The 11,568-nt window shown below is 66.6% G+C and carries 13 protein-coding genes; 7 read left to right on the plus strand and 6 right to left on the minus strand.

What is annotated here, in order from left to right; genetic code table 11:
* Positions 1 to 101 precede the first annotated feature (101 nt).
* The gene (locus ACQPYR_RS03010; protein ID WP_433627303.1) at positions 102 to 815 is read right to left on the minus strand and encodes a hypothetical protein; all 714 of its coding nucleotides are present in this window, start codon (positions 813 to 815) and stop codon (positions 102 to 104) included.
* A 433-nt stretch (positions 816 to 1,248) separates the two neighbouring features.
* Between ACQPYR_RS03010 and carD the strand changes: the two genes are divergently transcribed.
* From carD to ACQPYR_RS03040, 6 genes are all read left to right on the plus strand, one after another.
* Entirely contained in the window at positions 1,249 to 1,737 is a 489-nt protein-coding gene (gene carD / locus ACQPYR_RS03015; protein ID WP_011206964.1) for an RNA polymerase-binding transcription factor CarD, read from the plus strand.
* Positions 1,738 to 1,739: 2 nt separating this feature from the next.
* Positions 1,740 to 2,444 (plus strand): 2-C-methyl-D-erythritol 4-phosphate cytidylyltransferase, encoded by a 705-nt coding sequence (gene ispD / locus ACQPYR_RS03020; protein WP_433627305.1) that lies wholly within the window; start codon positions 1,740 to 1,742, stop codon positions 2,442 to 2,444.
* 2 nt (positions 2,445 to 2,446) lie between these two features.
* Positions 2,447 to 2,914: a 2-C-methyl-D-erythritol 2,4-cyclodiphosphate synthase gene (ispF, locus tag ACQPYR_RS03025; RefSeq protein ID WP_062990256.1), complete on the plus strand. Its 468-nt coding sequence runs from the start codon at positions 2,447 to 2,449 to the stop codon at positions 2,912 to 2,914.
* A gap of 64 nt (positions 2,915 to 2,978) precedes the next feature.
* A complete protein-coding gene (gene cysS, locus ACQPYR_RS03030) occupies positions 2,979 to 4,406 on the plus strand; it encodes a cysteine--tRNA ligase (RefSeq protein ID WP_433627308.1) in 1,428 nt (475 codons plus the stop codon).
* Positions 4,406 to 5,383, plus strand: a complete 978-nt coding sequence (gene rlmB / locus ACQPYR_RS03035) for a 23S rRNA (guanosine(2251)-2'-O)-methyltransferase RlmB (RefSeq protein ID WP_433634995.1) — start codon at positions 4,406 to 4,408, stop codon at positions 5,381 to 5,383. The genes cysS and rlmB overlap by 1 nt, the downstream gene beginning before the upstream one ends.
* A gap of 80 nt (positions 5,384 to 5,463) precedes the next feature.
* Positions 5,464 to 5,742, plus strand: coding sequence for a DUF4190 domain-containing protein (locus ACQPYR_RS03040; RefSeq protein WP_433627311.1), 279 nt, complete (start codon positions 5,464 to 5,466; stop codon positions 5,740 to 5,742).
* Between the two features lie 10 nt (positions 5,743 to 5,752).
* Here the strand turns inward: ACQPYR_RS03040 and ACQPYR_RS03045 are convergent, their stop codons facing one another.
* The gene (locus ACQPYR_RS03045; RefSeq protein ID WP_433627314.1) at positions 5,753 to 6,562 is read right to left on the minus strand and encodes an enoyl-CoA hydratase/isomerase family protein; all 810 of its coding nucleotides are present in this window, start codon (positions 6,560 to 6,562) and stop codon (positions 5,753 to 5,755) included.
* Between the two features lie 120 nt (positions 6,563 to 6,682).
* The gene (locus tag ACQPYR_RS03050; RefSeq protein WP_433627316.1) at positions 6,683 to 7,855 is read right to left on the minus strand and encodes an acyl-CoA dehydrogenase family protein; all 1,173 of its coding nucleotides are present in this window, start codon (positions 7,853 to 7,855) and stop codon (positions 6,683 to 6,685) included.
* A gap of 231 nt (positions 7,856 to 8,086) precedes the next feature.
* On the opposite strand from ACQPYR_RS03050, the gene ACQPYR_RS03055 reads away from it, so the two are divergent.
* A complete protein-coding gene (locus ACQPYR_RS03055) occupies positions 8,087 to 8,608 on the plus strand; it encodes a hypothetical protein (protein WP_433627318.1) in 522 nt (173 codons plus the stop codon).
* Positions 8,609 to 8,784: 176 nt separating this feature from the next.
* Here the strand turns inward: ACQPYR_RS03055 and ACQPYR_RS03060 are convergent, their stop codons facing one another.
* From ACQPYR_RS03060 to ACQPYR_RS03070, 3 genes are all read right to left on the minus strand, one after another.
* The gene (locus ACQPYR_RS03060) at positions 8,785 to 9,621 is read right to left on the minus strand and encodes a metal ABC transporter permease (protein ID WP_433634996.1); all 837 of its coding nucleotides are present in this window, start codon (positions 9,619 to 9,621) and stop codon (positions 8,785 to 8,787) included.
* A 29-nt stretch (positions 9,622 to 9,650) separates the two neighbouring features.
* Positions 9,651 to 10,559, minus strand: a complete 909-nt coding sequence (locus tag ACQPYR_RS03065) for a metal ABC transporter ATP-binding protein (protein WP_433627321.1) — start codon at positions 10,557 to 10,559, stop codon at positions 9,651 to 9,653.
* A 65-nt stretch (positions 10,560 to 10,624) separates the two neighbouring features.
* A complete protein-coding gene (locus tag ACQPYR_RS03070; RefSeq protein ID WP_433627324.1) occupies positions 10,625 to 11,506 on the minus strand; it encodes a metal ABC transporter solute-binding protein, Zn/Mn family in 882 nt (293 codons plus the stop codon).
* Positions 11,507 to 11,568 lie beyond the last annotated feature (62 nt).

Below are 11,568 nucleotides of genomic sequence, written 5' to 3' on the forward strand. Positions count from 1 at the left end.
GAACCCTACGTATCACCCCCGACAAGCGGGCTCGACAGATACGAAAACGGCTGCCGCGCGAATGCGCGACAGCCGTACGTTGCCCAAGGGGAGTCAGCGGATCAGTGTCCGCCCTTGTGCTCGCCCTCGGTCGCGGTGGTCTGGCCCTCGTGCCGTTCGGCGTCCGCACCGGCGTCGACCGGGACCTGCACGGTCACGGTGCCGTTCTGCTTGAAGTTGAACGTCACCGGGTAGGTGAGGCCGGGGATGATGTCCTTGGACAGCCCGGTGATCTCGATCAGACCCGGCTTCTTCTCCGGATCGACGGCGGTGGTCTTCTCGCCGGCCCCGGGCGTGGCGCTGGTGGTCGGCGCGGCGGAGCTGCTCGGCGTCGCACCGTGCTCGTCGGACTTGGCGGCGGTTGCGGTGGTGGGCGAGGTCGCCGCGACGACGGTCTGCTGCGGGGCGATCCGGAAGGCCGAGGCGCCTGCGGGCGGGGTGATCTTCACCGTGCCGAGGTCGGTGGTGATGCTGGTCAGCTCGTCGGTGACGGTCTCACCGTTGTTGACGACCGACAGCGCGATGATCGCCTTGCCGCCCTTGGTGTTGGTGTAGTCGGTGCCCGTGGCCGGGAAGACGATATGCACATTGCGCAGCGAGATCCGGTCGATGTCGGCGTGATTGCCGTTGACCGCGGCGACCTGGGTCGCGGTCTGCGAGATCTGGCCTGCACTACAGCCGGACAGCACGAGCGCTGCTCCGGCGGCGAGCACGGCAACCGAAACCATGCGACGACGCGCCCCTGTCGAGGCGGTCACAGCTTTCAGGGCAGTCACGGGTTGTCCCTCCATGTCGACCGGGCTCACTCCGCTAGGGAGAGTAATAACTAGGCAGCGTAGTAGTAGCCTCCGCAGCGCGGGCGTCGGGGCTGTGTCTAATTGCCGCGCCTGCGCCGCGAACTCCTCGCTCGCAAGACTCGCTCCGTTGTGGGTCCCCAGGGCTGGATGGTTCGGACACCCCATTGCTCGGCATCCGTTGGGTAACGGTTTTGCGCGGCGGCGGCGTAATGCCCGACACGCTGCTGGGTTCGCGGACCGTCCGGTGTGCTATCCGCGCCGGTCGATAACCTGTTCTGGCACAACGCAATGCACACCGCACCGGTTCTGTCAACCCCCGCGGTTGGCTCGTTGTGGCCCTGACCTGCACAGTTGATCGCGCCGTTACCGAGTCGCATGTTAAACTGTGAACATCGAAAGGGGCACGGGACACATGATTTTTAAGGTCGGAGACACCGTCGTTTACCCCCACCACGGAGCGGCGCTGATCGAAGCTATCGAGACTCGCACCATCAAGGGTGAGCAAAAAGAGTATCTGGTCCTGAAGGTCGCCCAAGGTGACCTGACTGTTCGCGTTCCCGCAGAGAACGCCGAATATGTCGGCGTGCGCGACGTCGTCGGCCAGGAGGGTCTCGACCGAGTCTTCCAGGTGCTGCGTGCGCCGCACACCGAAGAACCGACTAACTGGTCTCGCCGCTACAAGGCCAACCTGGAGAAGCTCGCCTCCGGCGATGTGAACAAGGTGGCCGAGGTCGTTCGCGACCTGTGGCGTCGGGAGCAGGACCGCGGTCTGTCTGCGGGTGAGAAGCGGATGTTGGCCAAGGCCCGTCAGATCCTCGTCGGTGAGCTCGCGCTCGCCGAGGGGACCGATGACGGCAAGGCCGAGACGCTCCTCGATGAGGTTCTCGCCGCGGCTTCCTGACCGTGAACGTTTCTAACAGCGACGGATCCGTCGTTGCGTTGGTGCCTGCCGCCGGCCGTGGCGTTCGTCTGGGTGAATCGACACCCAAGGCGTTCGTCACGGTCGGCGGCACACCTATGGTCCGGCTGGCCGTCGACGGCCTGATCACCTCCGGGGCGGTCGACCGGATCATCGTGATGGTCCCCACCGAACTCGTCGAGAGCGCCGTTGCCCTGCTGCCGCCCTCGGAGTCGGTGCGCGTGGTCATCGGCGGCGCCGAGCGCACCGATTCGGTGCGCTGCGGTATCGCCGCCGCCCCCGATGCCGCCCACTTCCTCGTGCACGACGCCGCCCGCGCATTGACCCCGCCCGAGCTGATCGCCCGGGTCGTCGCGGAACTGCGCGCCGGCGCCGAAGCCGTGGTGCCCGCATTGCCGGTGGTCGACACCATCAAATCCGTCGACGCGCGCGGCGAGGTCACCGGTACGCCCGACCGCGCCGGTCTGCGCGCCATTCAGACTCCGCAGGGTTTCGCCGCCGACTTGCTGCGCGCGGCCTACGCCGATGCGCGCCTGCAGGCCACCGACGACGCGGGTCTGGTCGAATTGCTCGGCACCCGGGTGCGCACCATTCCGGGCGACCCCATGGCTTTCAAGATCACCACCCGGCTCGACCTGCTGCTGGCAAATGCCGTGCTCGACGGTGCCCGGACGGTGGGTCTGTCATGAGTATGCGCGTCGGCATCGGCAGCGATGTCCATCCCATCGAAGCGGGCAGGCCGTGCTGGATGGCGGGTCTGCTCTTCGACGGCGACGACGGCTGCGCCGGACATTCCGACGGCGATGTCGCCGCGCACGCCCTGTGCGATGCGCTGCTTTCCGCCGCCGGACTCGGCGATGTCGGCGCGGTCTTCGGCACCGGACGGCCGGAATGGGCAGGCGTTTCCGGCGCGGCCATGCTCAAAGAAGTGCGAAGGCTCCTTGACGAGGCGGACTTCGAAATCGTCAACGCGGCGGTCCAGGTGATCGGCAATCGGCCGAAGATCGGACCGCGTCGCGCCGAGGCCCAAGAGGTGCTCGGCGAGCTGCTCGGCGCCCCGGTCTCGGTGTCGGGCACCACAACCGACGGCCTCGGGTTGACCGGTCGCGGCGAGGGCATTGCGGCAGTGGCTACCGCCCTGCTACAAGAGTGTCGCTGATCCAGCCTTCGCCGACCTGAGCCGCTCCGTGAACGGCCTTATCTACCAGCTAGGATCGACTTCCGTGACTCTGCGCCTTTTTGACACCGACACGCGGACCATGCGCGATTTCGCGCCACTGGTCCCCGGCCGTGCCTCGGTGTACCTCTGTGGCGCCACCGTGCAGGGGGAACCACATATCGGCCATGTGCGCAGCGGAGTCGCATTCGACGTACTACGGCGCTGGCTGCTCGCCCACGACTACGACGTGTGGTTCATCCGCAATGTCACCGATATCGAGGACAAGATCCTGACCAAGGCCGCCGAAGCGGGTCGGCCCTGGTGGGAGTGGGCGTCCACCTACGAGCGCGCCTTCGACAACGCCTACCAAACCCTCGGCGTACTGCCGCCCTCGGTGGAGCCACGCGCGACCGGCCACATCACCCAGATGATCGATCTGATGCAGCGGTTGATCGAGCGCGGGCACGCCTACGCCTCGGAGGGCAACGTCTACTTCGACGTGGTCAGCTATCCGGAATACGGCAGCCTGTCCGGACACCGACTCGATGACGTGCACCAGGGCGAGAGCGCCGGCGCGGGCAAGCGCGATCCGCGCGACTTCACACTGTGGAAGGCCGCCAAACCCGGCGAGCCGACCTGGCCGTCGCCGTGGGGTCCCGGTCGGCCCGGCTGGCATCTGGAATGCTCCGCGATGGCCGAGTTCTACCTTGGCTCCGAATTCGATATCCATTGCGGCGGAATGGATCTGGTCTTCCCGCACCACGAGAACGAGATCGCCCAGTCCAAGGCGGCCGGTGCCGGTTTCGCGCAGTACTGGCTGCACAACGGCTGGGTGACCATGGGCGGCGAGAAGATGTCCAAGTCGCTCGGCAATGTGTTGTCGGTGCCGAATGTGCTGAAAAAGGTTCGGGCCGTTGAACTTCGGTTCTACCTGGGCAGCGCGCACTACCGTTCGATGCTGGAGTACTCGGATAAGGCGCTCTACGATGCGGCGGCCTCATATCAGCGCATCGAGGCATTCGTGCATCGGGTGGCCGAGCGGGCCGGTGAGATCGCGGTCGGCAAGTGGACCGATGCGTTCGCCGAGGCGCTCGACGACGATCTTGCTATTCCGCGGGCCTTGGCCGAGGTGCACCGTGTTGTGCACGAGGGCAATAAGGCGCTGGAATCGGGTGCGATCGATGAGGCGGTCGAACTGGCCGGGCAGGTCCGGGCCATGCTGAATATCCTCGGCGTCTGCCCGTTCGACCCGCAGTGGTACAGCCCACAGGACAATTCCGTCGCGCTCGATGCCCTGGACGTCTTGGTGCGCGCCGAACTCGACCGCCGCCAGCAGGCGCGCGCCGCGAAGGACTGGGCCAGCGCCGACGCGGCGCGGGACCGGTTGCAGGCCGCCGGAATCGAAGTGACCGATACCGCACAGGGTCCGGAATGGTCGCTGGGTGCGGCACAGCATTCGCCGGGCGCGGTGCAGCGTGGAAAGGCGGAATGATGGCAGGTAATTCGCAGCGTCGAGGCGCGATTCGCAAGGGCGGCAGCAAAAAGGGCGCCGTCGTCGGCTCGGGTGGACAGCGTCGGCGCGGTCTGGAACCGCGCGGTGCGACCCCGCCCGCCGAGGCGCGCACCAAACATCCCGCCGCCAAGCGGGCGGCCGCCAAGGCGAAGGCCGCGGCTCAAGGTAGGCCGGGTCCGCGCGGTGGCGCTCGCCCGGCCGGACGCAAGAGCGACGACGGTCCGGAGATGGTGCTCGGCCGCAATCCGGTCATCGAATGTCTGCGCGCGGGTGTGCCCGCGACCGCGCTGTACGTCGCGGTGGGCACCGAGAACGACGACCGGCTCACCGAAAGTGTGAAGATTGCCGCAGATGCGGGCATTTCGATCCTCGAGGTGCCGCGCACCGATCTGGATCGGTTGAGTGCCAACGGACTGCATCAGGGTGTTGCGCTGCAGGTGCCGCCGTATCGGTACGCCCATCCGGATGATCTGGTTGCGCGGGTCCAGGATTCGGCCGAACCCGCGCTGCTGGTCGCGCTGGACAATATTTCCGATCCGCGCAATCTCGGTGCCGTGATCCGTTCGGTGGCCGCCTTCGGCGGCCAGGGTGTGCTGATTCCGCAGCGACGCAGCGCGAGCGTTACCGCGGTGGCCTGGCGGACCAGTGCCGGTGCCGCGGCCCGGCTTCCGGTCGCCCGCGCGACGAATCTCACTCGCACACTGAAGGATTGGGCTGGGCAGGGGTTCCAGATCGTCGGACTCGACGCGGGCGGTGACACCATCCTCGATGATTTCGACGGCAGCATTCCCACCGTGGTCGTGGTCGGCTCAGAGGGGAAGGGCCTGTCCCGGCTGGTTCGCGAGACCTGTGACTCGATCCTCGGCATCCCGATGGCGGGTCCGGTGGAATCGTTGAACGCTTCCGTGGCGGCGGGTGTCGTACTCTCCGAGATCGCGCGTCAGCGCCGGGCCTGAGCACCGGAAGTCGGTCGCTCGGGCAAATCGGCAGCCGGGGTTGAACCGCAAATCGACTCCGGCCCCGTAGAATTCGACTCGTGGTCATCCCGAACCAGGCTCCCCAGGAGACGATCGAGCATCCGCACGCGACGGCGGTGCTCGCGCTCGGTGCGGCGAGTCTGTTCTGCTGCGGTGTGCTGGGACCGGTGGCCTGGGCGCTCGGCAGACGCGCGCTCGACCAGATCGAGGAGTCCCACGGCGGTTACGGCGGCCGCGCCCAGGTGCTGGTCGGTTACATCCTCGGCGTTATCGGCACGATCCTCATGGTCTGCATGGCGATCGTTTTCCTGCTCATCTTGGCCGGCGGCCGCGCGTAACCCGAGCGGGTCAATCCAGGCTGGGCCGTTGCTTGTCGCCCTTGCTGTCCCAGGCCGGCCATTCCTCGCTGATGCTGCCGGTCCAATTGGGCTGGCGGCGATCCCGGAATGCCGCCATCGCTTCACCGCCGTCGATGCTCTTGCCGACGTGCTCGTTCAGATCGGTCTCCAGCTGACCGACCATGGCCGGGCTCATGCCGAGGCTCTCCCATAGCAGCCGCTTCGACAGGGCCACCGGCAGCGGCGCCGCACCGCTCGCGATGTCATGGGCGATGGCGAGTGCCGTCGGCAGCACCTCGCCCGCGGGCAGGCAACCATTGGCCAGGCCCATGGCCTTGGCCTCGTCGCCGTCGAAGGTGCGCCCGGTCAGCATGATGTCGGCGGCATTGGCCATGCCGACCAGCCGAGGCAGCGTCCAGTGCGCGTAGCCGTCCGCGAGCACCCCGCGCCGCACCTGATTGAGTCCGTAGACGGCGTCCTGTGCCATGTACCGCAAATCGCATTGCAGTGCGAGCGCGAGTCCGATGCCGACCGCATGCCCGTTAACCGCCGCGATCACCGGTTTGCGCACCCGCCACGGCGCCGGTTCGATGGTCGCGCTGACATCGCCGACCCGGTTGGACAGATCCGCACCCGCGCAGAACGCGGGTGCGGTACCGGTAATGACGACGGCGCGAATCGCATCCTCGACATCGCAACGCTGCAGTGCCGCACTCAATTCGGCGGCCATGGCCGGAGTGACGGCGTTCTGCTGTGCGGGTCTGTTGAGCGTGAGGACGGCGATGCCCGCTGAGACATCGACGAGCAGTTCCGAACTCATGTCACTGGATGGTAGTCGTGTTGTTGGCCGCGCGGGCGCGCCGCGAACGGGTCGCTCGTAAGACTCGCTCCGTGGTGGTCAGGGTCGCTGTGCGTGCCTGTTCGATTGCCATGTGCGCCCTCAGGCCCGCAACACGTGGCGGCCGATGGCGTACTTGTGCACCTCGGTCGGGCCGTCGTAAAGACGGAAGGCGCGCATGTCGCGGAAGATCATTTCGACGACCGTCTCATCGCTGATGCCGATGCCGCCGAGCACCTGTACGCAGCGGTCGGCGACCTTGAACAGCTCCTCGGAGACGTAGGCCTTCGCGATCGAGCTCTCGTGCCTGGCCTTCTCGCCCTGGTCCATCAGCCAGCATGCGTGCCAGATGGTGAGGCGGCACTGGTGCAGGGCGATCTCGTTATCGGCCAGCATGAACGAAACGCCCTCGTGGTCGCCGATCGGCTTGCCGAAGGCGGTGCGGGTCCTGGCGTATTCGACGGCGATGGACTGTGCGCGTTCGGCCGCGCCGAGCCAGCGCATGCAGTGCGTGAGCCGGGCCGGGGCCAGCCGCAGCTGGGCGTAGCGCAGCGCCTGACCGGACTCGCCGAGCAGCGCGTCCTTGGGCAGCACCAGATTCTCGAAGCGCACCACGCCGTGACCGCCGACGTAATTGCGGTCCATGGTGTTCATGGTTCGTTCGATGACGATGCCGGGCTGGTCGCCCTCGGTCAGGAACAGCGTCGGGCCCTCGGGCACATGCGGGTTCGGTGCGACGCGCGCCATGATGATCCAGGTCTTCGCGCCGTCCGCGCCGGTGATGAGCCATTTGCGCCCATTGATGGTGAAGTTCTCGCCGTCGAAGACGGCCTCGGTGGCCAGCTGATTCGGGTCCGAACCCGCGCCGTCCGGTTCGGTCATCGCGAAGACGGTGCGGCGGTGTCCGGCGACCGCGGGTGCGAGGTGACGCTCGACCTGTTCCGGGTTGGCGATCTTGGAGAGCAGGAACATGTTGCCCTCGTCGGGCGCGGCGCAGTTCATGGCGACCGGGCCGAGGGTGGACCAGCCCGCTGCCTCGTAGATCACGGCCTGCTCGATATGGGTGAGGCCGCGACCGCCGAGGGCTTCCGGGGCCTGCACGGTCAGCAGTTTTTCCGCGCGGGCCAGCTCGACGAGTTCCTGGCGCAGTTCGTCGGTGGGGCCGTGCGAGGTGAGTCGCGGATCGCGCTCGAAGGGGATGATCTTGTCGATGACGAACTGGCGGACCCGGTCGCGTTCGGCGGCGAGTTCGGCGGGAATCGTGAAGTCGATCATTGGTCACCATTCGTTCGATGGGGCGCGTGGGTCGAGCATACGAAACCGGGGCCATCCGACTGAAGGCGACTGCCATCAAAAGCAGTCTGTGGCTGGCTACAGCCTTGCTGACCTGCACTGATATCCGATATCACCGCGAGCCGACCAGGTGTCAGCGCGCTGTCAGCGCGGCGGGGGACCGTTCGGTCATTCGAGGAGCCACTCGACGAAAAACCGATGAGGAGAACCGCCATGATGACTGCCGCAGCCGTCGCCCAACTGCTGATCGCTCTCGCTTTCGTCAGCATTCCGCTGGTGCGCCACCGCTACGGAGCCGCCGCCCAAGCTGCCGCCGATGCCGAGCTGGCCCGTCAGGGTGTGCGCCCCGGCGTCCTCGCGGAGAACGGTATGCGGTTCGACGCAGGTGGCCACGAGACCTGGGCCCCCGTCGGGATCGCACTGGTGATGACCGCGCTGGCCGTGCTGAATCTCGCGGGCAACGATTGGAGCCGGACACTGTCGTGGGTCTTCCAGGTGCTGGTGCTGCTCGGCAATGTCGCGATCCTGTACAGCAACCTGACCGCCGCCAAGAGCGTCCAGGCCGCTTTCGCCCGCAAGGGTGACCCGGAACTGACCCGCATCGACGTCCAGCGCTTCCTCGACGTAGCCGAAGCCGCCTTTCCTCGCTGGGTGACCCCGTACCTGCAGAACCTGCGCCACGTCATCGTCTTCGGCGGTTCGATCGTGGTTCTGATCGCCCTGTGCACGGTCTGATCCGCCGCCAACCGGCCAGGTGCTCGCCAAGTGCGGGCACCTGGTTCGCGCGTTGCCATCCGCACTTTCCGCGTGCGCTATGCCCGGTAGTCCGTGCGCGCCACGCATGGCTGGCGGTTATTCCGTGCGTGGCGAGCAGCAAAAGCGCGGCACCGGCTCGGGGCAGTGTGCGGGAGTCAGCGGGCGCGGGCCGCCTGACGGCGTCGGGGACCGAGAAGACGACAGATCAGGTAGATCAGGAACGAGATAGTGGTGACGAAGGTGGAGACCGGAACGCCGGGCGCGAGCGACAAAATGATGCCGCCCACCGCCGCCGTTTCCGCGAACAACACTGCCAGCACTGTGGCGCGCACCGGATTCGCGGTCAGCTGCGCCGCCGCGGCCGCAGGCGTGATGAGCAGGGCGAGCACCAGCAGCGCGCCGACGATCTGCACACCGAAGGCCGCGGTAATGCCGAGCATGACCGCGAACACCACCGAAAGCGCCCGCACCGGAACCCCGCGGGCGAGTGCGACTTCGGGATCCGAACTCGCGAAAAGCAGCGGCCGGTACACCACCGCGAGTACGGTGAGCACCAAAACGGTGCAGGTCAGCAACAGTGCCAGCCCGTTGTAGCCGACGCTGACCACCTGACCGGTCAGCAGCGAGAATTTCGATCCGGCGCGTTCGGGACCGAGCCACAGGAACAGCACCGAGAGCCCGAGTCCGAATGACAGCACCACCGCGATCACCGAATCGCGTTCTCTGGCTTTGGTACCGAGCAGACCGAACAGCACCGCCGCCACCACCGAGCCGACGATCGCGCCCAGCCCGACCCCGATTCCGGCGAGCAGCGCGGCAGCCGCACCGGTCAGCGAGAGTTCGCTGGTGCCGTGTACCGCGAACGACATCTGCCTGCTGATGATCAGTGGACCGATCACACCGGCAAGCAGTCCGAGCAGCGCGGCCGCGAATACCGCCTGCTGCACGAAGGAATACGAGAGCAGGTCCGCCGTGGTGGTGAAGTCGAACATCTTCGAGACGACATCGGAGAGCTTGTCGTTCACGAACGGACCCCGGCCGATTCGGGCAGTTCATCGGAAAGCGTTGCGCAGTGCTGGGCACCGGCCGCACCGAGCGCGTCCATGGTGTCGCCGGTGCCGACGACGACCAGCCGCCCGCGCACCCGCAGCACATCGACCTCGGTCTGGTACAGCTCCGAGAGCACCGCCGAGGTCATCACCTCGTCCGGAGTGCCGATCCGGAACTTCCCGTCGACCAGATACAGCACCCGATCCACCAGCGGCAGAATGGGATTGATCTCGTGCGTCACGAAAAGCACTGCGGTGTCGTGGGTTCGCCTGCGTCGATCGATCAGTTCCGAAACCAACCGCTGATTCGCCAGATCGAGGCTCAGCAGCGGTTCATCGCAGAGCAGCACCTTGGGATCGCCGACCAACGCCTGTGCGACCCGCAGCCGCTGCTGTTCGCCGCCGGACATGGATTCCAGTGGCGCATAAGCGAATTTCTCCGCGCCCACATCGGCGATGGCCGCACGGACCTTGCGCTTGCGCTCGGCACGGCGCCGCAGTCCGAGGCCCCAGCGGTGCCCGTCGACGCCTAGTCCGACCAGATCGACCCCGCGCAGCTGCACACCGGCATCGATCGTCTTCTGTTGCGGCACATAGCCGATATCGGGATTGCCTGCCCGTGCGGGCCCACCCGCGATATCGGCGGTGCCGGAGCTGAGCGCGAGCTGACCGAGCAGCACCTTCAGCAGCGAGGTCTTCCCGGATCCGTTCGGCCCGAGAACCGCGACGAATTCACCAGGCGCGATCTCGAGATCCAACCCGTGCCAAAGCTTGCGTTCGCCGAATGACAAGCTGGCGGAATCGAGTTTTACGGCGGCTGAGCGGGTATCGGGCCGCCGCTCCACCTTGTCGGTGTCTTCGGTGGTCAGCGTGGCTCCCATAGGCCCACCTGTCACCCGGTCACTACCCCTCATCGGATCGCTGCGCGATGCTGTCATAATCTCGATCAGGCCAGCGCCGCGGCCAGGGCCTGGGCGTTCTTGGTCTGCCACTGAATGAAATCCACACCGTCGGGCAGCGTTTCGGTCACCTCGACAATGGGTAGGCCATTCGACTGCGCGAGCGCCCGCAAATCCTTGGTGATCTTGTCCTCGGTCTGAATGTTGTAGATCAGCGCGCGAACCTTCTTACCGGTCAGCAGATCCTGGGTGGCGGCGACGGCGGCGGGCGCCGGATCGGTCTCCTGCTCGATCGCCTCCTGGAATTCGTGCGGGGTCAGATCCTGGGTTCCGGCGGCGACCAGCAGGTAGTGCGCCAGCGGTTCGGTCTGCAGCACCGGGGTCTTCGGGTGCTCGCCCGCGATCTTGGTGGCGACGGCGGTGATCGCGGTGAGCTGGCTCTTGAATGCGGCGGCGCGGTCGGCGTACGCGGCGGCGTGGGCGGAGTCGATCTCGCCGAGGGTGCTCGCGATCTGGTCGGCGACCGTGCTCACCGTGCCGATGTCGTAGAAGACGTGCTCGTTCTCGTCGCTCTTGTCGGTGCGGGATTCGAATGCGTCGACGGTGCGCTTGTCCTTGCCCTGGATCGCCTTCTCGATGAACTCGTCGTAGCCGCCGCCATTGAACACGACCAGATCCGCATCGCTGATCTTGGCCGATTCGACGGCCGAGGTCTCGTGCGAATGCGGATCGGCGGCGGGGTCGGTGATCAGCGCGGTCACCGCGGCATCCGGGCCCGCGATGGTTGCCGCGATATTGCCCCAGACATTGGTGGACGCGACGACGCTCGGCTTATCCGAATCCTTCGAACTCCCGCATGCGGTGAGCGCCACAGCAGTGGCTACCCCCACGGCGATACCGGCGAATCTGATGGCAATCCGTGTGTTCACGCGCGGGGTACTCCTGGTAATGCGGCGGATCTGAGCGAGCTCTAGATCATAATGGAAATCGT

The organism is Nocardia sp. CA-120079 (genome assembly GCF_050955745.1).
GTDB lineage: Bacteria > Actinomycetota > Actinomycetes > Mycobacteriales > Mycobacteriaceae > Nocardia.

Excerpts from the sequence above, each read along its gene's own strand:
- carD (WP_011206964.1), top strand. The coding sequence starts at position 1,249 with ATGATTTTTAAGGTCGGAGACACCGTCGTTTACCCCCACCACGGAGCG.
- ispF (WP_062990256.1), top strand. The coding sequence starts at position 2,447 with ATGCGCGTCGGCATCGGCAGCGATGTCCATCCCATCGAAGCGGGCAGG.
- rlmB (WP_433634995.1), top strand. The coding sequence starts at position 4,406 with ATGGCAGGTAATTCGCAGCGTCGAGGCGCGATTCGCAAGGGCGGCAGC.
- ACQPYR_RS03045 (WP_433627314.1), bottom strand. The coding sequence starts at position 6,562 with ATGAGTTCGGAACTGCTCGTCGATGTCTCAGCGGGCATCGCCGTCCTC.
- ACQPYR_RS03050 (WP_433627316.1), bottom strand. The coding sequence starts at position 7,855 with ATGATCGACTTCACGATTCCCGCCGAACTCGCCGCCGAACGCGACCGG.
- ACQPYR_RS03055 (WP_433627318.1), top strand. The coding sequence starts at position 8,087 with ATGATGACTGCCGCAGCCGTCGCCCAACTGCTGATCGCTCTCGCTTTC.
- ACQPYR_RS03060 (WP_433634996.1), bottom strand. The coding sequence starts at position 9,621 with ATGTTCGACTTCACCACCACGGCGGACCTGCTCTCGTATTCCTTCGTG.
- ACQPYR_RS03065 (WP_433627321.1), bottom strand. The coding sequence starts at position 10,559 with ATGGGAGCCACGCTGACCACCGAAGACACCGACAAGGTGGAGCGGCGG.